This window comes from Brevibacillus sp. HB1.1 (assembly GCF_013332445.1).
GTDB lineage: Bacteria > Bacillota > Bacilli > Brevibacillales > Brevibacillaceae > Brevibacillus > Brevibacillus porteri.
Genome location: NZ_JABMIV010000002.1, coordinates 884,389 through 906,086 on the forward strand (window position 1 = coordinate 884,389; position 21,698 = coordinate 906,086).

Here is a 21,698-nt window from a genome sequence, read left to right on the forward strand (position 1 = left end):
TCTGAAACTACTTTCAGAACGTAAAGGACAGACAAATGATACGATATATTCGTTTATTGCTTCATTTCGGCTATCAAGAAGCCATGTCATGCTTGTTTCCGGTCTTTATTTTTGCTTCGCTGGCCTTATCCAAATTCGTCACCATTCCTGGTTTGCCGAGGTATGACCTCCTGCTTTTGCTTTGCCTACTCTTCCAAATCTTCATGGTGAAAAGTGGCTTGGAGTCTCGGGACGAATTGAAGGTCATCACGGTCTTTCACGTGATCGGGCTGTGCTTGGAAATATTCAAGGTGCATATGGGATCTTGGAGCTATCCAGAAGATGCGTACAGCAAGGTGTTTGGCGTTCCTCTTTACAGTGGGTTCATGTACGCCAGTGTCGCGAGCTACTTATGTCAAGCTTGGCGCCGACTAGAGGTCTCCCTCTCTGGCTGGCCGCATCAGATTATCGCCACCATTTTGGGCGCCATGATCTATCTAAACTTTTTCACCCACCATTATATTTGGGATTTGCGTTGGGTGCTGATGGCAGCTATTTTCATTGTCTTCTGGAAAACCCGTGTTTATTTTAGCGTCGCGAACGAGCGATTTTTCATGCCCATCCCTCTTGGTTACTTTTTGATCGGTTTTTTCATTTGGATTGCGGAAAATATAGCGACGTTCCTCGGTGCTTGGAATTATCCGAATCAAAGAGCAGGCTGGGAGCTCGTGCATCTCAGTAAAATCAGCTCGTGGTTTTTACTTGTCATCGTGAGCTTTATTATCGTGGCGGAATTGAAGCACGTAAAATCCAGAAGATCCCAGTCCCATAATAGCAAGAGACACATATAAAAAGCCTATCCACTCTTTCACACGAAACGTCAAAGGGTGGACAGGCTTTTTCTTCTTATTTGACTACGTTGCTCAGTACATTCTCAATCATTTGGCGGTTAGCAATGACGCCAGTGTACAGCCAACTGGAATCTTTCGCAAATGTATAGGCATTTCCATTCTTCACAGCAGGGATATTCGCCCATACGGGGTCCTTTTGCAGCTGTTCCAAACCAGTCGGATTACTGTTTACAATAAACAAGTACTCGGCATCGAGTTCAGCCAATTTCTCCATGGAAATCGAATTCCAGTTTGCTTCTCCTGACTTGGAGATTTCCTGAACGATGGTAGGAACCTTAAAGCCGAGGTCCTTGTAGAGCACATCGCCGCTAGACAAGTCCTGACGTGCTACGTACACATTTTTCCCCGTCATCCAGAGTGCTGCCGCTGATTTTTCTCCGATTGCTTGCTGCAACTTTTGTTTGGATTCGGCTGCAAATGTCTCATAATCCGCCAGCACTTTCTTCGCTTCTTCCCCCTTGTTAAGGACTTCTCCTACTGTCAGGAGTTCTTTGCGCCAATCGCTGTTCTTTTCTTTTCCGATTGTATAGGTTGGCGCAATTTTTTCGTACTGACTATACTTGTCGCCTTGGATCAAGGTCGCGCTATCCAAAATAATCAGGTCAGGACTGTGGCTCATCACAACTTCTGGTGGCAGATCATAAGGAATCGCTGGAATACCCGCCAGCTCCTTTTGCAGGTAGCCCTGTACCTCGCTGTTTCCTACAGACCATTGGGCAACTGGCTTCACTCCCAACGCTACTAAATGATCCTCCAGATAAGAAGCGATCACGCGCTTCGGTTGGGTTGGGACTGTTACTTCATTTCCCATCGCATCCTTCAGTACTCGTGGAGCTTCAGCCCCCGGTGTCGCAGTCTGACTGTCACCCGCTTGAGTCTCTGGATTCGTTGCGTTCGGCTGGCCAGAACAAGCGCTCACGATTGTAACTAGGCTTGCCAATACGACACTGGCTATCGAAAGTTTGGCTGTTTTCTTCATTGGTGTATTCCTCCATCTGCGTCATGCCATCAAGCAGCGGCAATTGCCAACTCGACCACATTTTCACTGAGAATAATTATCAAAATCACAATGGGTATTATAGCGGATTATGGCACGATGCTCAACTTTTTGTTTATGGAAACGAAAAAAGACCCCCTGCTTACTAAGCAGAAAGTCCTTTTACTCTCTATTTTTAATCCGCTTAGCGTGGAACCCCGCTTAACAAGAATCGATGTAGTCCTCCGATCAGACACACGCCAGCTGTTACAAAAAACGCAATGAAGTAGGAATGGTGCCAATTCCCCAGCAGGCCTGCCAATATTGGGCTCAATACCGCTCCGATCGACAATACCGCTGAGTAAATACTAAACACACTCCCGTATTGCTCTCGGGGTGAATGTACCGTCAAAATGGTCGCAAAAGCTGGGAACAGCATCCCAAAGCACGCCCCGAAGAAAAACATCATGACGTGAATCGGAATCGCCAAGCCGATTGCGAGGGCGTACAGAAGAAGGCTAAGCACACCCAATCCAGCAAACGTTCTCGTCTCTACGGGGACGCGATGCAGCCAAAACTGGCACAGAATCGCTAGTGCCCCCAAGCCTTTCAAACTGAACAATATGCCAGTAACTGCGGGGGACAGCCCTTGTTTTTGGATGAGCAAAGGCACTTCATAGATGATTGTTCCTTGGGCGTAAATGATCGCAAATCCCCCAAGAAACGCAGGGTACAGCATGCGATTTTCCAGGATAGCGGTAAGGCTCTGCTTGCCCCCACCTTTGATCCGTGGCGTGGACGGCGTGCTTCCCTCTACTCTTTGGGGCAACATCATCCAAGCGAAAACGCCAGCAATGATCATCATGTAGCCGAGAATCACGAATGATTGACCATAGCCGAACTGCACCGCCAAAAAGCTACCGACTGCCGGGGATACGATACCTGCCGATGTAAGGACCAATCCCTTTTTACCCATGATTTCGCCCTGCTCAAGTGCCGTCTTCCCTGTTTCTCCGAGCAAGGCAGAACAAGCAGGGGATACAAACGCCATCAAAAACCCGAGCATCAGCCGAAAGGTAAAAAAGCCTGCGGTATTTTGCACGATGCCTTGGCCAATCAGCATCACACCAGCCAAAATCAATCCACCTGCGATAAACCATTTTTTCGGATAGCGATCGAGAAAAGGTCCTGCGAGCAGATTGCCTGTCAAATTGCTGATCGCATATCCGCCGAGCACGAAGCCGATCATCGCAGCGGATACACCCAATACGTTTAAATACGGCGCAAGAAGTGGCGTCTGCGCGTGCATGTCAAAGGCAACAAGAAACAAAACCACTAACAGGAGAGCCCTCAAAGCATTCCCTTCCTCTCTAACGGCCTATCTTTGTCCCAGTATATGAAGGGAATGGTACAAGTAGGATAAGAAAAGAATAGAGAAAATTCGGAATAAACGTAGCATTTATTTTCGTATTACCGTAATATTTACTGTAATACCGTAATTGTTTTTGGTCAGGAGGTGACTTTTTGGAGCACGTTTACAAAAAAATACGAAAGCTTCGTATACAACAGGAGCTTACTTTAAAGGATTTAAGTGAGAAATCAGGATTCTCCGTCAGTTTCTTATCACAAGTAGAGCGTGGTAACAGTTCGCTCGCGATTACTTCTCTGCAAAAAATTGCGGAATGCCTCGGTGTCCCCATTACGTACTTCTTTGAAGTAGAAAAAGATATCACGTACCACACTCCCATTGAAAAACGTCAAACGTTGCAAATTGAAGGTTCACCTGTGAAGTACGTTCGAATCGGTGGGAATTTCCCCGATAGGGCGCTTGAACCCCTCCTCAACGTGTTGCCACCCGGACAGATGAAGCATGTCGCCTTTCAGCATCCAGGTGAAGAGTTTTATTACGTCGTAAAAGGATGTGTCACCATCGTCGTCGACGGAACAGAATACCATCTCGAACAAGGAGACACGATCCACTTCCCTTCCTCTCTCCTTCATACGTGGTACAATCCTTCCACTGTTGAAGAAGCCGAGATTCTGTCCGTTTTGACGCCTGTCATTTTTAGAACCTAACATTGTCTACCAATAAAAAAGGGTGATCTGGATGCAAGAAAGACTGGAAAAGCTGCACGCGTATATGGAAAGCAGGAAACTGGACGCGTTGATTATTACGCATCCGAAAAACGTGTATTACTTTACCGGATTTTTGACAGAGCCACATGAACGTTTTATGGGCCTCGTTTTGGTGAGAGGCGAGTCCCCCTTCCTCTTCGTTCCACTTCTGGACGGTGAAAAAGCACGGGAGGCTTGTCCTGCCATTATGATTTACACCCATGACGATTCACAGAATGCACTAACTGTGCTTCAGCATTTGCTGCCGACTTCCCTCTCTCACATTGGTGTGGAGAAGAACCATTTGACAGCGAAAACATATGAGGCACTCGTATCGATCGTGCAAGCTACAGAAGCAGTGGATGTCGGAGAATTGCTGGGCAATATACGTGTGGCTAAGGATGCATCTGAAATCGCGACTATCAAGCGAGCTATTTGGGTGATGGAGGAATCCCTACGCCGTACGCTTCCTCTGATATCCATAGGGATAACGGAACTGGACGTCGTCGCAGAGCTGGAATACCAGATGAAAAAGCTAAAAGCCCAAGGCCCATCCTTTTCAACGATTGTACTAGCTGGAGAAAAATCAGCACTGCCCCATGGTGACCCGGGGACACGTGTGATTCAGGCGGGTGAAGTTTTGTTGATTGACGCAGGGGTGTATGTCGATGGGTATGTATCAGACCTGACTCGTACTTTTGCAGTTGGTCAACTGGGTGCAGAATTGCTTGACATGTACGATACGGTCTTGCAAGCGAATCTGGCTGGGATACAAGCCGTTCGACCAGGCGCTCTGATCGCAGAGGTTGACCTAGCTGCACGAGGTGTCATTGCAGACCGGGGCTATGGAGAATTTTTCATCAATCGTGTAGGGCACGGAATCGGATTGGAGCTTCATGAGGCCCCGTACGTTCACAGCCAGGCAGTTGGAGACCTCATCCCAGGCATGGTTTTCACGATTGAACCGGGCATTTATAACACGAAGATCGGTGGCATTCGCATTGAAGACAATGTGCTCGTCACGAAGGATGGCGTAGAAGTATTGACGTCTTTTACCAAAGAGCTGCAAATCATCGGATAAATGAAAAAAGAAAAGGCTGGTGTCGTTCCTTTGAAAGTGCTAGAAACAGATCGTCTCATCCTCCGCTGGCAAACTGCCGAAGACGCTAATTTTGTCTTGAAACTGATGAATGAGCCTTCTTGGATTCGATTTATTGGCGATCGTGGTCTTCGTACGCCAGAAGACGCCCGCAACTATATTTTGAATGGTGCTGTCGCGATGTATGCGAGTCATGGCTTTGGTCTGTATTTGGCAGAGCTGAAGGAAGGAAATGTTCCGATCGGTTTATGTGGACTGATCAAGAGGGATTCGTTGGAGGATGTCGATATCGGCTTTGCCTTTCTGCCCGCATACTGGGGCAAAGGCTACGCGTATGAGGCAGCCTCTGCCGTTCTTACCCACGGAAAAGAAGTTGTCGGCTTAAAGCGCATCGTAGCAATCACTAACCCCGATAATACATCTTCTGCCAATCTTTTAAAGAAAATCGGCCTGCAAGATAAAGGGATGATTACCCTTCCGAATAATACGGAGGAAGTCAAGTTTTTTGCCATCGAGTTCTAGTCCATACTGTCTAAATGAGTCGTGGAATTGGTGAAATGGATCAGACGTCCGTTGTCAAAAGAAAATAAAGTATTAGACACTAGTCAATATTACATCGAGAAAACTTAGAAAAGATACCAAAAGGGATTTTATCCTCCGTACTGAGAATTATGATAGACAAATATTCAGATATTTGACTTTAAACATTCCAGGAAAGGCAGTGAATGAAATGGCCATACATACGTTTCAACCGCAACTGTATTACAACAATATCGGCTCTTATGAACCGGCGCTGGTTATAAACGACGGCGACACGGTTATCACCTCTACCATCGATGCAAGAGGATGGGATCACATGGGCGAAAGCGTTGCCCCCAGAGGAAATCCGATGACGGGTCCCTTCTACGTGGAAGGCGCACAACCCGGTGATGTGTTGGAGGTTAAGCTGGAATCGATGACGCCAAACCGGGACTGGGGATGGACATGCAATGTGCTTGCGCCTAACGTAGTCGATCCGCTGACAGCTACAACATTGCCCACTCTGGAAATAGTCCGCTGGCAGGTGGATGCTGCGCAGGGTATAGCGCGGTTAGAGAAGCCGACACCTGGTTTAGAATACCTGAACCTGCCGATTCGTCCGTTTCTCGGCTGTTTCGGCGTAGCCCCTTCCCAAGGTCAGGCCATATCAGCGGCGACAAGCGGCAATTACGGCGGTAATATGGACTACAAAGCGTTAGTTGCCGGTGTCTCTGTCTATTTTCCAGTGTTTGCGGAAGGCGCGCTTTTTCATCTTGGCGATGGACATGCGACACAGGGATGCGGCGAAATTGTCGGCACGGGTATAGAAATATCGTTAGACGTCCGTTTTTCCGTCCATGTGCATAAGGGCAAGACGATAAAATGGCCTAGGGTAGAGTCTGACACTCACTTGTCTTGTATCGGCAACGTCAGACCGCTCGAACAAGCGCTTCAGCACGCAACTACTGAAATGCTCTCCTTGCTAGTTGAAGACTATGGGCTCTCTGTAAATGAAGCAAGCCTGCTGCTCGGCCAAGTCGTCGAATATGAGGTGGCCAACGTGTTCAATCCCGCTTACAGTGTCGCCTGTAAAATTCCAAAAGCATATTTACCTGTTCGCAAATCCTAGCCCGCTCAATCGATTAAGAGGGGACGGATAGCCGGATGACCCTGTCAAACAAGGCAGAGACCTCAAGTAGTAGGCGCATGTATGTGCATGCGCCTACTCTATTCTTACATTCAATGAACAAGGACGGCCTTTATCCGGAATATCTTAGATTCAGTGGGGCAGGTCGATCTTAACCAGGACAGGGTCGTGGTCGCTTGCCCGTCCGTGCTCTTCCGTAAATTCGGAGTTGATGTTTACGATATCAACCTTCGCGTTGTCGGCCAGATGACGGCTGACGAGGATGTGGTCCAGGGCCTGCGAGTTGCCATCGTACACGTAGGTGTATTGCTCCCTTGCAGGCAGTTGTTCCACCATGTTGACCAGTACTTCTTCCTTTAGTGTAAGGATCGGCTTGGAGAAGGAGAAGTCGTTCAGGTCCCCAAGTACCACCACGTTGGCGTCCGGGTCGGCAGCGTGGATTTCCCTGACGAATCCATTCACCTCCTGGGCGATTTTCACACGTTGCGCCTCGCTGGTCAGCACAGGGGGCTGTTGGGAACCGAAAAGGCCGCTATCTCCTCCTTTGGAATTGAAGTGGTTGGCAATCACGATCACCTGTTTGCCGCGGAACAAAAACTCAGCGGCGAGCGGCTTGCGGCTTTTTTCGAACGCCGCGTTGCCCGGGTCAATTCGTCCTGGATTGTGGGATAGATGGGCTACGCCTTGCTGTGTTACTACATGGACGGCGGTATTTGCATTCCCAGCAGGACGGTCCGCCAGACGGACACGCTCGGGATTGTAAAGGAATCCGACGCGGATGTTGCCCCCCTTCTGTCCTCCGTCGTTGTTGTTCACGGGAGCGATGTCCACATAGCGGTAGGCGGGGCCTCCTTGCCGGGACACTTCATCGATCAACACCTGTGCGGACAGTCTGGCATCCGTCACGCCTGTGTCCGCCGGACCGTCATTGTCCTGCATCTCAATCACTCCGACGATGTCGGGCTTCTTCAGGTTGTGCACCAAAGAGGCGGAGATTCGCTTCACCTTTTCCAAATCGGAGACCCTTGAAAAATTCTCGATGTTATAGGACGCGATCGTCAATTGATCTGCCGCGGGTTCTATCGTTGTCTCAAACGGTCGGTATCCTCCGTCGATCAGCTGCAGCGGCTTGGTGTTGTAAAGCTTGTAGTTGGCAATGCTGTAATCGATCACACCCACAACTGGTTCTGCCAGCTTGTCGCCAACTTTTGCGATAGGCGCCTCTCCCGTCAGTTTGTTGGCAACGGTTATGCGCTCCGGATTGTAGTTGTCTTCCGCAATGATGATGCCTCCTGATGGGGTACGTACCTTTCCCGGATTCGCCTGGTCGTCAATGATGACAAACTCCACACTGGGAGGGTCGGTAAATCTCTTCGATTCCCCCACCACTCGCGGGTTTTTTACCTGCACCAGCATCCCTTCCACGCTTTCCCAGAAATCGATTCCGTCTTCTTCGGGATCAAAACGGGCAAATCTGTCATTATCAATCACGGTCGAGGGGTAGCGGTACGCTCCTTCACCCAGAACGAGAGGTGCTGGAAGAGGCTGGCCATTCTCCGTGACGCTGATCGCCGACGCATCAATCTCGGTCAGTGTGAGATCCGTCGCTTGCCTGTTCCTGCTCACGTATTCCTTCACGGTGCCCGATACCTTTACCCTGTCTCCCTCGTTCACCTGGACATTTGGTTCATAGACAAAGATCCCTTCCGACGTGCGGGGATCACTGTCCGGCTGGGTGTCCTGCATGTAAAAGCCTGTTACGCTGTTGCCGTCCTTCACCACTGCTGTCACGATACCTTCCACGTTGCTCACCGCGGCCCCTTCAAGCGGCGATCGGTGAGCCGCACCTTGGATGTCATGAATACGGACCGTGTCCGCCATCAGCGTCACGTCTCCATGAGTGTTCCGGTCTGGTTCGGGCAGGCTTAGTCGATTTTGCGGCGCCAAGCCCCCCTGGCGCAGAAGCACAACTAGAGCAACGGAAGCGACAAGCACCAAAAATGCCAGCGCCGGCTTTTGCCAGCGTCTGTTGTTCCTACTCGATGTTCTCATACTCCTATTACCACCTTTTCACTTATGTTAATCACTCCGTATCCAAAACAACCTGACCCGCAAGTCAGCGCAGCTTGCGGGTCAGGTTTTGCAGAAACCTCCTCTGTCATTTCCCGCAAGTCACTGCGAAAACATATTTTCCACAGAGTTGTTACTCTGATAAATGTTTAGCGTTGAATTCTGTGCATGACGGAATCGGGACCATCATTAGTTTACTCTTTAACAGCATTTACACTGATTTCGATGCTGTTTTCCACGCTTTAGGCATATATCGATGATCTGTTTTATCGAGCGTAATACCTTTGCTCCAGAACGGATAGTGCTCTTCCCAGAAGGTAACCTTCACTCCTCCCATTTGTCCCCTACAAACGCAACATCTATGGAATTTGACAATAATCAGGGAATTTGCAAATGTTATGTATTCCAATGTCATTGTTCCAGAAAACTCATCCGCTTGGCATCGAACCGTGGTTCAGCATATGGCATTACTGTTTCCAATAGGTTGTGTCTCTATGCTCCTTCGGGCCAGCGAGCTGCCACAATGTTTCGTCGGTTGTTCGCCAATGCGCAGATGAAGGAAATCGCTGACTTGTTATGTAGAATCGCGGAGGATAATATGTCACACGTCATGCGAGGACAATCATCTGTTTGTGCTTGAGCCGCAAGCTTCCGTACCCGCGTATTTGTTTGTACAGCGAGGCAGCCCCTTTGGCTTTTCCGTTCTTTGGTAGCATAAAAAAATCCCCTCCGTGAACAGGTTAAACTGCCCCGGTGTCGTAGCCACCTAAAAGAGTCAGAGGCAGTCCAGGACGCGAAAATAAAGTCCTAGACTGCCTCTGTTTCATTGACCTAACGTACCCGATAGCGTAATGAAGCATCGCCAGTCTACTACTATATTTTCTCAGTCTACTACTTTATTTTCTTTGAACATCCGTATTCGTTGTACTCCAACAAGTGGATACCTGTGTCGCCTGTGCCAAAGTAAATGTCGTGCAAGACAGGCAACTGCAAAGAGGGCCTCTCCGTAATCGGGAGGCCCTGCATTTCTTTTTCAATTAAGAATGAACGGATTTCAAACCAAGAGAACTCTCGTGGAACTTGATATTCGAGTACTTATCCATCGCGACACGCAGCTGGTACTCGCTTTCAAACAGCATAACGGGACGGCCATAACGGTCGGAAACAGTTCGATTCTTCACAGCATCGAGGTCTGCTTTCTCCCCTTCGAGCCAGCGAGCGATTTGATACGGCATACGAGTCAACATGATGTCTACCCCGTACTCGGCTTTCAAACGGTATTCCAGTACCTCGAACTGCAGCACACCTACCACACCAAGAATCAGCTCTTCCATCGGATGGGTACGGAATAACTGCACCGTTCCTTCCTCGGTCAACTGCATGATCCCTTTTTGGAATTGCTTGTGCTTCATCGCGTCCTTCACCATCACCTTGGAGAAAAACTCTGGCGAGAAGTGCGGCATTTCTTCGTACTCAAACGTTTTTCCAACACAGAGTGTATCACCGATCTGGAAAATGCCCGGGTCAAAAAGACCGATGACATCTCCCGCGAACGATTCATCGACTATTTCGCGGTCCTGTGCCATAAACTGTACTGGCTGCGCCAATTTGATGTCTTTGCCAAGACGGACGTGCTTGACTGACATTCCCCGCTCAAACTTTCCGGAGCAAATACGCAAGAAAGCGATGCGATCTCGGTGAGCTGGATTCATATTAGCTTGGATTTTGAAAATGAAGCCGGAGAACGCGTTCGTATACGGATCGATCAAGCCTTCTGTACTTTTCTTCGCAGAAGGTGCTGGCGCCATTTGCAGGAAGTTGTCCAGGAATGTTTGTACACCGAAGTTGTTGATGGCACTACCGAAGAAAACAGGTGTCAGTTGTCCTTTGTTGATCAGTTCAGGATCGTATTCATCTCCCGCAACATCCAGCAGGGAGATTTCGTCCTGCAATTGCTGCCACAGTTCTTGACCGACACGATCACCGATTAGTGGATCTTCTGCTCCTTCTACAGGGAAAAAGGAAATATCCTCGTGCTGTGTATTGTTTTGATACAGCTCGACACGAGACTTCATGCGGTCAAATACACCGCTGAAATAGCTGCCCATCCCAATCGGCCAGTTCATCGGATAAGAACGAATACCCAGTACGCGCTCAATTTCTTCCAAGAGCTCGAATGGATCTTTACCGTGACGGTCCAGCTTGTTCACGAACGTAAAGATCGGAATACCCCGCATCCGACAGACCTTGAACAGCTTGATCGTCTGTGCCTCTACCCCTTTTGCTACGTCGATAATCATCACAGCAGCGTCAGCAGCCGTCAGCGTACGGTACGTATCTTCACTGAAGTCCTGGTGACCAGGTGTATCCAAAATGTTGATGTGGTGTCCGTTGTATTCGAAATCCATCGCACTGGACGTTACGGAGATTCCACGCTTTTTCTCGATCTCCATCCAGTCGGAGGTAGCGTGCTTGGAATTTTTGCGCCCTTTGACCATCCCTGCTTCACGGATGGCTCCGCCGTAGTAGAGCAGCTTTTCCGTCATTGTCGTTTTACCCGCATCCGGGTGGGAGATGATGGCGAAGGTACGGCGTTTTGCTATCTCATTTTCCCATTGGGGATTGGATTGACTCATCTTCATTCTCCTGTCATCGCAAATAAGTAACTCATTTGTTTCCTCTACGATTATACCGACAAATGCTTGTCGCATCCACCTAGTAATTTTTCATTAAACCGTTATAATATTCAGTAGTAAAAATTTTTTGACTGCATGACTTACATATTAATTACCAGAATATTACAATTTTACAGGAGGAGTCCTATGTCAACGACTGTGGAAACACGTACGGCCGAATTCCGTGACTATGTGAAGAAAATAACCAGCTACACGCAAGCACTGAACGTTCTTTATTGGGACAAGGCTACACAAGCGCCTCGCAATGGAATGGATGCTCGTTCTGAAATCATCGGGACTTTGGCTGGCGAGCAATTCAAGCTGGCGACGTCTAAAGAAATGGAAGCGCTTTTGACGGAGCTGAGTGAGCCATCTGTCCTCGAAACATTGGATGAAATTACCCGTCACAGTGTGCTGGAATGCAAAAAGGAATTTGACCGCAATAAGAAAATACCTGCTGACAGGCATCAGGAGTACGTCGTGCTGACCGCCAAAGCAGAAACGGTGTGGGAAGAAGCTCGTGCCAACAACGATTTTTCCATGTTCCAACCGTACCTCGAGAAAATCGTGAACTTCCAGCTCGAGTTCATCGAGTATTGGGGTCATGACGGTAAAAACAAGTACAACACCCTCTTGGACATGTATGAGCCTGGCATGACTGTCGACCAGCTCGATCCGATCTTCGCCACCTTGCGCGAGAAAACTGTCAAGCTGGTAAAAGCAATTGCCGACTCCCCGAACAAACCAGATACATCATTTTTGACGAAAAACTTCCCTGTGGCAGACCAAGAAGCATTCAGCCGTTATATCCTCGAGAAAATCGGGTACGACTTCAAGTCTGGCCGCATGGATCGCAGTGCGCATCCGTTCTGCACCACCTTCAATCCTGGTGATGTCCGCATTACGACGCGCTACGCTGAAAATGATTTCAACTCTGCGCTCTTCAGTTGTATTCACGAGGCTGGCCACGCGATGTACGAGCAGAACATCAATCCTGACCTGCTGTTCACTCCTCTGTGCGATGGTACCTCCATGGGGATTCACGAATCTCAATCCCGCTACTGGGAAAACATGGTCGGACGCAGTCTGCCGTTCTGGAATCACTTTTTCGCGGACTTGCAAAAAGCGTTCCCTACTCAATTCGAAGGTGTGTCCGTAGAAGACCTGCATCGTGCGGTTAACGCTGTTACTCCTTCCTTTATCCGTACGGAAGCAGATGAGTTGACGTACAACCTGCATGTCATGATCCGCTACGAAATCGAGAAAGGCTTGATCAATCAAACCATTCAAGTGGCTGATCTGCCAAAAATTTGGAACGAAAAAATGAAAGAATACCTGGGTGTCGAGCCACCGACAGATGCACTGGGTGTGCTTCAGGATGTACACTGGTCAGGTGGAATGATCGGCTACTTCCCTACTTACTCGCTGGGTAATGTGTATGCGGCACAATTCGTCCACGTTATGGAGAGTGAGATCAACGGCTACGAAGAACTGATCGCAAAAGGCGATTTCGCTCCAATCCGTGAGTGGCTCAAGGAAAAAATCCATCAGTACGGTAAAATGAAGAGCCCTCGTGAACTCGTTCAAGCGATTACAGGCGAAGGTACAAATGCGACTTACTTGATGAATTACCTTGAGAAAAAATACACAGACGTATACAAGCTGTAAGCAGTTATCCCCTTGCTATCCAATGTTCTCCCTGCTCAGGGAGGACATTTTTATTTTTCAAAGTTACTTTTCGTAACCTACGTACATAAAAGTGCATCCTTCCCCTCGAGGATAAATGCTAGTACACTGCACAATATACATGAGATTCCTATTGTCTTGAAAAAGGAGTGTTATCGATTGGCTATCGATCTAAAAGGAAAAACCGCAATCATTACAGGAGCAGGTAAAGGCATTGGTCGCGCTACTGCAATTGCTTTGGCAAAGGAAGGCGTGAATCTTGGACTCTTGGCTCGCTCTGAGGAAAATTTGAAGCAAGTAGCCAAGGAAATAGAAGCATTCGGCGTGAAGGTCGCGATTGCCACAGCAGACGTTTCCAACTATGATGACGTCACGACAGCCGTTACCTCTATCAAAAATGAACTGGGTCAAATTGATATTCTGCTCAACAATGCAGGCGTCGCTAAATTCGGTAAATTCCTGGAGCTTGAAACGAGCGAATGGGAACAAATCATCCAAGTCAATCTGATGGGTGTGTACTACGTCACTCGCGCTGTACTCCCCGGCATGATTGACCAAAACTCCGGTGACATTATCAACATCTCCTCCACTGCTGGACAAAAAGGAGCTCCTGTCACCAGCGCGTATAGTGCATCCAAGTTTGGTGTTCTTGGTCTGACTGAATCGTTGGCTCTCGAAGTGCGCAAACACAACATTCGCGTAACGGCGCTTACGCCTAGCACAGTAGCAACCGATATGGCAATTGACTTGGGTCTGACCGACGGAAATCCTGAAAAGACCATGCAACCTGAGGATATTGCTGAGTTCGTGGTTAGCCAGCTGAAGCTGAACAAACGCATCTTTGTGAAATCCGCTGGACTGTGGTCCACCAATCCATAAATATGACATGGCAAAAAAGCGAAAAGAGTCCGTTCGTACAGGCGGATTTCTTTTCGCTTTTTTTCGAAGCCCCGTGAAACCGCTTTATTTTTGTTCACTTTCTATCCACGATTTCTTCACGCCTTATTCACACCTGCCCAACCAAAAATGCCCTCAACTGGAGTATGATGAACATGTAAAACATTTCCACAAAGTGGAGGGTATCCTTATGATACAAATGCTGTCGAATTGGTTGTGGGGTAATGAAGAACAAGAAGTCGTTCCATTTGAGACGAAAAGATACGTCCGGAATGAAATGGAGCAATTCACGTTCAATGAGCCACAGCAAGTGCTGCCGTATCCGCTTCCCCAGTTATAAGATCCAATACTTGATCGAATATAACCTGAAGCTGCCGAATCTGGCAGCTTTTTTTGCTCCTTTCTGAAAGCGCTCACTGATGTGCTACAATGTGGTAAACAGGAGGGGTTCGCTTTTGGTCGAGTTCACAGAAAAATGGTTGCCCACATACATTCGCCGCGATTTGGCGGTCTTATTTTGCGGTATCAATCCAGGGCGTATATCAGCTACGACGGGTTTCCACTACGCCAATCCAGCCAACCTGTTTTGGCGTGGATTGTACGAAGGCGGCCTGACACCTCACAAGCTCTTGCCCGAGGAAACCGCTACCCTCTTAAACTACAACTACGGTATTACCGATCTGGTATCACGCCCTACCCGCTCCGCAACAGACCTGCGCAACGAGGATTATGCCACAGGGGCAGAGCTGTTCGTCCAAATGATCCAGACTTACCGGCCTCGTGTCATTTGTTTTAACGGCATTACTGCTTTTCGTCACGCGACTGGACAAAAAAAAGAAGCCATTTCACTGGGGCTTCAGCCAATCAGGTACTTTGGGACAGAAGATTGGTCTGGCAGCTATGTGTTTGTCGTCCCGTCTACCAGTGGGGCTAACGCATCTTTTACACGTGAGGAACGAATCGCCAAGTTTAGTGAGCTGAGTCATTTTTTACGCGAGATGAATTGGCACCCTCTTCCCGCGCCTAAGTAGATCCTTTCGTGTCAACCACTCCTCTTCTTCCATACAATACTTGTAGCTCTGTACGCAAGGAGGGGCATCAGTAGTGGACGACCTCATCAAAAAAATCCAGAACAGATACGACATGACCGTTCTGCATCACAAAACCATTCGGGATACATCCAAATCATTCGTCATTTACTTGGAAACAACCAATGGCAAATTCATCGGAAAAGCTTTCCCTCTGCAAAAGGAACGTTTACATTTCATTCTGAATGCAGAAGCGTATTTGCGCAAAAACGGCGTACTCATCCCCGACATTCAACGAACCAAAAATAATAAGCGTTACATCACTCATAAAGAAAATCTTTTCGTTCTGCACCAAAGGCTATCCTGGCCAAATATTGCGTATAACTCCCCTATTCGAATGGAACGGATCGGCATGGTATTAGGCAAATTTCATGCGAGGTCGCTCGGTTTTTCCTCCAACCATGGCATCCTTTACAATGGCGCAGAAAAATGGTCCGTGGAGTACAAAACAGATTTAGCTGCCATTGAGAAGTGGGAGCTTCGACACGCTGGGAAGAATGATCAAAAATACACTGCGCTCGCGGATTATCTTCCTTTTTTTAAACAAGCCGGGATCACAGCCAAGGAACATTTGATATCCTCTCCATACTTCTCGAAATGGAAAAAGGAACCCCTAAGCAATCACTATCTCTGTCATGGAGATTTTAACAATGGGAATTTGCTCGTCAGTAATCAAAGAATTGCAATCATTGACTGGGAGGATGTTCGTTACGATTTTCCGTCCAAAGACATTGCCCGTGTTCTATCCCTTGCGATGCGAAAAAATGAGCAGTGGAACGAAGAATGGTTCTCTCATATATTGAGTGGCTATCTCCAAGAAAATCCCCTATCGATTGAGCAACTGCATTTGCTCTTTGTCGATCTCGCATTCCCGCATATCATTGAACGTTTCTTACGCAAGAAGCTGTATGCCCAGATGAGCCTTGCTGAGATTCAACAGTTTTGCAATCGGGAAGCTCTCAAGACCGCCTATATGTTAGACGAGATGAAGGCCCATGTATATTAGACGCAAGGCTATAGCCTGTCTATACACAGAGGCCTTCCCTATTTTACTGATGTATACCGCTAAGTCTGAGCCAGCTTCACTAATGAGCTTTGCTGGCGCGTGTATTGAATGAGCTCTGCCGCCATCTCGTAATAATTGAAGGGTGTAATCAGATAGATGCCATTGAAGTAACGAACGGCCGTGTCGACCAATTCCTTCGCGATTGCGATCCCTTCCTGTCGGGCGGCCTCTCCCTGTACCTTTTTCATCCGTTCCAGAGCTTCTGTCGATAGCTTGATTCCTGGCACTTCATTATGCAGGAACTCCGCATTGCGCGAGCTGGTCAACGGCATGATCCCGATAAAGACAGGAATGCCGATATGCTTCGTCGCCTCGTATACATTCCGGATGGACTCAGCATCGTACACAGGTTGTGTCATAATGTAGTCCGCGCCTGCCTCGACCTTTTTTTCCAAGCGGGCAACGGCAGCATCCATATTTCGGACATTCGGATTAAAGGCTGCGCCCACGATGAACTGGGCTTTTTGCTTTAACGGACGTCCTGAGAACGAAACGCCTTCGTTCAACTGCTTCACCATGCGAATCAGATCAAAAGAGGTCACATCAAATACCGAGCTGGCACCTGGCAAATCCCCAAAGCGCGATGGATCCCCAGTAATCACCAATATTTGGTCGATCCCCAAAGCGTGCAGCCCCATTAAGTGCGATTGCTGCCCAATGAGATTACGGTCCCGGCAAGCGATGTGTAAGAGCGGATCGATTCCATGTCTGCTCTTCATGAGTGCTCCGAGAGCCATGTTGCTCATCCGCACTGTCGCCAACGAGTTATCCGCCAACGTAATGGCGTCCGCTCCTGCCTTGTGCAGCTCGCAGCATCCATGGAGAAACTGGTCTGCATCCAGATCACGCGGTGGATCAAACTCGACAATGATCGTCGTTGCTGTTTTTACGCGCTCGACAATGCTTGGTTTCTCCCTCTCCCTCGTGTTTTGCACAGAAATCGAAGGACGATCACCTGCTACGATGGTCGGGTTCACACGCGCTTGCGGCTCAAGTGACTCAAGTGCATCCGCAATCGCCTTCACATGTGCAGGTGTGGTTCCGCAGCATCCGCCAATCAACCGTACCCCCTGCTCACGCAAGCGAAGCGCACTCTGTCCAAAATATTCAGGTGATGATTTAAAAGCGTATTCGCCGTCAGTCATCCCCAGACGCCCCGCATTCGGGAATACGGATAAAAGTGCATCTTCTGGAATCACTGTATTTTCAAACGAGCGTAGCAATTCAGCGGGACCAAGGCGACAGTTTAGTCCGATCACGTCAGCTCCTGCGGCTTTTAGCTCGGAAAAAGCATCTGTCAAAGCGTAGCCATCACGTGTGCGTCCTACTTCCAGAGTGGCTAACTGCGCGATTACAGGGACATCTGTGAGCGGACGGATTACCTCGATCGCCAGAAGCAGCTCCTCCAAGTCCACGAACGTCTCCAGAATCAGTCCATCTACGCCAGCATGCAACAGAGCAATCGCCTGTTCCTCATACTGGTCACGGTATTCGTCCAAAACCTTTTTCTTCACCCGTCCAGCCAAAATCGATCCGATGCTCCCAGCCACATAAGCATCATCCTGTGCGGCTTCCCGTGCAATGGCGACTGCTAGCCGGTTAATCCGCGCTACCTTATGCTCCAGACCGTAACGGCTCAATGCATCTCGGTTGGCAGAATACGTATTTGTCTCTAGGAAACGTGCACCGGCCTGATAGTAAGACGTATGAACTTCATGTACCAAACGCGGGTTGGATAAACACAGCTCTTCAAAGCTGACGCCAACCGGGACGCCCAGCCCGTGCAGCTGGGTCGCCATCGCACCATCTCCGACTAGCAGGTGGTCTTTCAAATAGGCTCGTAAATCTTTCTTTCTCGTCGTCAACTCAATCCCTTCTCTCCCCGTTTCATTTATCTTTACTACTTTCCTTACACTTCAAAAATAGACGGACCTGCGTTGAAATAACGTGCTTCAGGATGTGCAAATACCATCGCCGATACGGAAGCTTCTGGCTCCATCATGAATCCCTCTGTCAGCTGAACGCCGATATCCTCTGGACGCAACAGACGGAACAACTGCGCCTGATCTTCCAGGTTCGGGCAAGCAGGGTAACCGAAGGAGACACGAATGCCCTGATATCTAGCACCAAAGCGCTCGAGCATCGTCATCTCAATTGGATCAGGAATGCCCCACACGTCGCGCATGACGTGGTGAATTCGCTCTGCAAATGCCTCTGCCAGCTCCAATGCCAAGGATTGGAGGACATGAGAGCGCAAGTAGTCACCACGCTCTTTTAGCTCTGTAGATTTTTCGCGAATCCCTCCCCCAGCCGTTACGGTCAGGAATCCGACATAATCCATTTCCTTGCTCTCCACTGGTCGCAAGAAGTCGGACAGGCAAAGATGAGGTTCTTCCAGCTGACGCGGGAACGAGAAGCGCTCCAGCAGCTTGCTGTGGTCTTTTGGATCATAAACCAAAATATCGTTGCCATCTGACTGAGCCGGGAAGAACTGATACACGCCGTGTGTCGTAATGGTTCCTTTTTGCTTCGCTTCATTTAATAGCTCTTCCACAATGCCGTACAGTTCCAGTACCTTCTCGTCGCCTGCCTCTATCAATCTATCTACATTTCCGCGAACACCGAGGTGTTTTCCGAGGAGCATCCGCAGGTTCAAATACGGTTGCAGATGGCTGAGCGGGTATTGTCGCAGAACATGTCGTTCACAATCTGGTGGCAGATGGATCGGAACCGTTCTGCTGACGGCTGAGCGAGCTGGCAAAGGTGCTTTTTTCTCCTCGATAACAGGTTGAGCCGTTGCAACTGCTTCCAGGAGATGTTGCTGTTCCTCTACCAAGCGATCACGTTCTTCCGGATTTTGCAGACGATTTACGAGATCCAGACCATCCATGGCATCTTTTGCGTATAAAACAATTCCACGGTATTCCGGTGCGATCCGGTTCGATGTGAACTTGCGCGTCAACGCCGCACCGCCAACCATCATCGGGATATCAATGCCTGCATCACGCAGGTCTTGTGCTGTAATGACCATTTGCTGTGCGGATTTTACCAAGAGTCCAGACAGACCGATGGCATCCGGCTTTTCTTCTCTGCATGCGGCAATCAGTTGCTCTGGTGGTACCTTGATCCCCAGGTTCACGACATTGTAGCCATTGTTTGACAAAATAATTTCCACCAAGTTTTTTCCGATGTCGTGCACATCGCCTTTAACGGTCGCCAGCAAGATTTTCCCCTTTGCAGCAGCGTCGCTTTTTTCCATGAATGGCTCCAGAAACGATACGGATGCCTTCATGACTTCCGCACTCTGCAACACTTCTGCCACGATCAACTGGTTGCCGTTGAACAGGCGACCGACCTCTTCCATCCCAGCCATCAGCGGACCGTTGATGATCTCGAGCGGTGTGTATTTTTCCAGAGCCAGCTTTAGGTCTTCCACCAGGCCATCCTTGGAGCCTTCGACTACATAACGGGCCAAGCGTTCTTCGAGCGTTAACGAGGAGACTTCCACACTGACTTCCTTTTTCTTTTGGCGATAAAATTCGGTAAAGGCCGCCAATGTCTCATCATTTGTCTCGAATAGAAGAGCTTCTGCCAGCTTTCTCTCGTCTTCTGGAATCGAAGCGTAGCGCTCCAGCTTTTCCGTGTTGACGATGGCGTAATCAAGCCCTGCGAGAGTTGTGTGGTACAAGAAGACCGCATTCAGTACTTCCCGACCCGCAGGAGGCAAGCCGAAGGAAACGTTACTGACACCTAGGATCGTCTTGCAAGCAGGCATTACCTGTTTAATCAAACGAATTCCTTCTACGGTTTCCTTGGCAGAGCCGATGTATTGTTCATCCCCTGTCCCTACTGGAAAGACGAGTGGATCGAATATAATATCCTGTGGCTTTATGCCATACTGGTTGACAAGAATGTCGTACGAGCGTTGCGCGACCTCCAGCTTCTTTTCGCGAGTGATAGCCATACCCGCTTCCTCAATCGTTCCAACGACAACGGAGGCACCGAACTTGTGAATAAGTGGAACCACTTCCTCAAATCGCTCCAAGCCGTCTTCCAAGTTAATCGAGTTGAGGATGGCCTTCCCTTGCGAATAGCGAAGTCCCAGCTCCATGACCTTGGCATCTGTCGAATCGATCATGAGGGGCGCTTTTACTTTTTTCACGATGAACTGTAGGAATTTTTCCATATCTTCGTATTCATCACGGTCGGGGTCAGCCAAGCATATATCGATGACATGTGCGCCGCGCTTCACTTGTGCTCGGGCAATATCAGATGCTTCTTCATAATGACCAGCTGCAATCATTTCACGGAATTTTTTGGAACCGATGACATTGGTCCTCTCCCCTACTAGCAAGGGACGATTGTCATCTTCGACGTAAACAACCTCGATCCCGGAGACTGCGCTCAGCGGTTCCACAGCTGCACTGCGCGGCTTGCAGTCTTTCAATGCTTCTGCCATCGCTTGAATATGGTCAGGCGTTGTTCCGCAGCAACCGCCAGCGACGTTTATCCAGCCCTGATCAGCGAATGCCCGCATTTTCGAAGCAAGTCCCTGTGGCGTTTCATGGTAATGGCCGTTCTCGTCTGGCAAGCCTGCGTTCGGATAACAGCTAACCGCACATTGGGCAATTCCTGACAGTGTCCGCAGATGATCACGCATAAACTCTGGTCCTGTCGCACAGTTCAGACCAATGGAGACTGGCTGTAAATGCTCTAAGGAGATGTAAAACGCCTCGATGTTTTGGCCAGCCAGCGTTGTGCCCATCGGCTCAATCGTACCTGACAGCATCACCGGGAGCTCCTGTCCAAGCTCTTCAAAAGCTTTGCGAATCCCGATTCCGCCAGCCTTGACGTTTAACGTGTCTTGCGAGGTTTCCAATAGAAGAACATCGGAGCCGCCAAGAATCAGACCTTTTGCCTGACGATAATACGCCTCGACCAGTTCTTCGAAAGTGACACCGCCTGTCAACGCAAGGGTTTTGGTCGTAGGTCCCATTGCACCTGCTACAAAACGCGGCCACTCCTCCGTAGAATAGGCATCCACCGCTTCTCTGGCCAAGCGGGCTGCGGCTATATTGATCTCAAGGTCTTTTTCTGGCACATCGTACTCAGCCAAAACGATGGAAGCAGCACCAAATGTATTTGTCTCGACGATGTCTGCGCCCGCCGCTAAATATTTCTCGTGAATGGAACGGATCACATCTGGTCTGGTCAGGTTCAGGAGTTCATTACAGCCATCATAGGCTTCACCGCCGAAATCATCAGCAGTCAGGTTTGCCTGTTGAAGCATGGTGCCCATTGCACCGTCCAGAATCAGAATTTTCCGGGAAAGTTGTTCGCGAAAAGTTGGTTTCATTGACGTGCCCCTTTTCTACCTTGCATCGGCTTATTCTCCGTAATTGGGTAAATAAAAAAAATCCTCTTCTTTGAAAGAAGAGGATTTGTCAGCAGATACGAAAACGCCTGAGAC

The 21,698-nt window shown here is 48.9% G+C and carries 16 protein-coding genes; 10 read left to right on the top strand and 6 right to left on the bottom strand.

The window, feature by feature from the left end:
• Positions 1–35 precede the first annotated feature (35 nt).
• Positions 36–830, top strand: a complete 795-nt coding sequence (locus tag HPY27_RS09165) for a DUF817 domain-containing protein (RefSeq protein WP_174224819.1) — start codon at positions 36–38, stop codon at positions 828–830.
• A gap of 55 nt (positions 831–885) precedes the next feature.
• Here HPY27_RS09165 and HPY27_RS09170 read toward each other — a convergent pair whose 3' ends face one another.
• Positions 886–1,869, bottom strand: a complete 984-nt coding sequence (locus HPY27_RS09170; protein ID WP_174224820.1) for an ABC transporter substrate-binding protein — start codon at positions 1,867–1,869, stop codon at positions 886–888.
• Positions 1,870–2,071: 202 nt separating this feature from the next.
• Positions 2,072–3,220 carry an MFS transporter gene (locus tag HPY27_RS09175; RefSeq protein ID WP_017247895.1) on the bottom strand — a complete coding sequence of 383 codons (1,149 nt, stop codon included), beginning with the start codon at positions 3,218–3,220 and terminating at the stop codon, positions 2,072–2,074.
• Positions 3,221–3,390: 170 nt separating this feature from the next.
• Between HPY27_RS09175 and HPY27_RS09180 the strand changes: the two genes are divergently transcribed.
• The 4 genes from HPY27_RS09180 to HPY27_RS09195 all read left to right on the top strand — a co-directional run bounded on the left by HPY27_RS09180 (position 3,391) and on the right by HPY27_RS09195 (position 6,728).
• Entirely contained in the window at positions 3,391–3,942 is a 552-nt protein-coding gene (locus HPY27_RS09180) for a helix-turn-helix domain-containing protein (protein ID WP_174224821.1), read from the top strand.
• 31 nt (positions 3,943–3,973) lie between these two features.
• Positions 3,974–5,062, top strand: coding sequence for a M24 family metallopeptidase (locus HPY27_RS09185; RefSeq protein ID WP_174224822.1), 1,089 nt, complete (start codon positions 3,974–3,976; stop codon positions 5,060–5,062).
• The gene (locus HPY27_RS09190) at positions 5,063–5,602 is read left to right on the top strand and encodes a GNAT family N-acetyltransferase (protein WP_017247892.1); all 540 of its coding nucleotides are present in this window, start codon (positions 5,063–5,065) and stop codon (positions 5,600–5,602) included.
• A 208-nt stretch (positions 5,603–5,810) separates the two neighbouring features.
• Positions 5,811–6,728, top strand: coding sequence for an acetamidase/formamidase family protein (locus tag HPY27_RS09195; protein ID WP_017247891.1), 918 nt, complete (start codon positions 5,811–5,813; stop codon positions 6,726–6,728).
• 150 nt (positions 6,729–6,878) lie between these two features.
• Here HPY27_RS09195 and HPY27_RS09200 read toward each other — a convergent pair whose 3' ends face one another.
• Entirely contained in the window at positions 6,879–8,798 is a 1,920-nt protein-coding gene (locus HPY27_RS09200) for an endonuclease/exonuclease/phosphatase family protein (protein ID WP_174224823.1), read from the bottom strand.
• 1,055 nt (positions 8,799–9,853) lie between these two features.
• On the bottom strand, positions 9,854–11,452 hold the full coding sequence (locus HPY27_RS09205; RefSeq protein ID WP_017247887.1) for a peptide chain release factor 3: 1,599 nt from the start codon (positions 11,450–11,452) through the stop codon (positions 9,854–9,856).
• A gap of 186 nt (positions 11,453–11,638) precedes the next feature.
• Here HPY27_RS09205 and HPY27_RS09210 point away from each other — a divergent pair, with 186 nt between their 5' ends.
• From HPY27_RS09210 to HPY27_RS09230, 5 genes are all read left to right on the top strand, one after another.
• Positions 11,639–13,159, top strand: coding sequence for a carboxypeptidase M32 (locus tag HPY27_RS09210; RefSeq protein WP_017247886.1), 1,521 nt, complete (start codon positions 11,639–11,641; stop codon positions 13,157–13,159).
• 177 nt (positions 13,160–13,336) lie between these two features.
• The gene (locus tag HPY27_RS09215) at positions 13,337–14,056 is read left to right on the top strand and encodes a 3-ketoacyl-ACP reductase (protein WP_174224824.1); all 720 of its coding nucleotides are present in this window, start codon (positions 13,337–13,339) and stop codon (positions 14,054–14,056) included.
• A 208-nt stretch (positions 14,057–14,264) separates the two neighbouring features.
• Positions 14,265–14,414, top strand: a complete 150-nt coding sequence (locus HPY27_RS09220; RefSeq protein WP_016739809.1) for a hypothetical protein — start codon at positions 14,265–14,267, stop codon at positions 14,412–14,414.
• Positions 14,415–14,529: 115 nt separating this feature from the next.
• Positions 14,530–15,105 (top strand): mismatch-specific DNA-glycosylase, encoded by a 576-nt coding sequence (locus HPY27_RS09225; protein WP_174224825.1) that lies wholly within the window; start codon positions 14,530–14,532, stop codon positions 15,103–15,105.
• A gap of 73 nt (positions 15,106–15,178) precedes the next feature.
• Positions 15,179–16,168, top strand: coding sequence for a phosphotransferase (locus tag HPY27_RS09230; RefSeq protein WP_173624307.1), 990 nt, complete (start codon positions 15,179–15,181; stop codon positions 16,166–16,168).
• A 59-nt stretch (positions 16,169–16,227) separates the two neighbouring features.
• On the opposite strand, the gene HPY27_RS09235 is transcribed toward HPY27_RS09230, so the two are convergent.
• Together HPY27_RS09235 and metH are read right to left on the bottom strand one after the other, a co-directional pair.
• Positions 16,228–18,093 (bottom strand): bifunctional homocysteine S-methyltransferase/methylenetetrahydrofolate reductase, encoded by a 1,866-nt coding sequence (locus HPY27_RS09235; RefSeq protein ID WP_017247882.1) that lies wholly within the window; start codon positions 18,091–18,093, stop codon positions 16,228–16,230.
• A 44-nt stretch (positions 18,094–18,137) separates the two neighbouring features.
• Complete coding sequence (gene metH, locus HPY27_RS09240) at positions 18,138–21,584, bottom strand: methionine synthase (RefSeq protein WP_174224826.1); 3,447 nt, start codon at positions 21,582–21,584, stop codon at positions 18,138–18,140.
• Between the last annotated feature and the right edge of the window lie 114 nt (positions 21,585–21,698).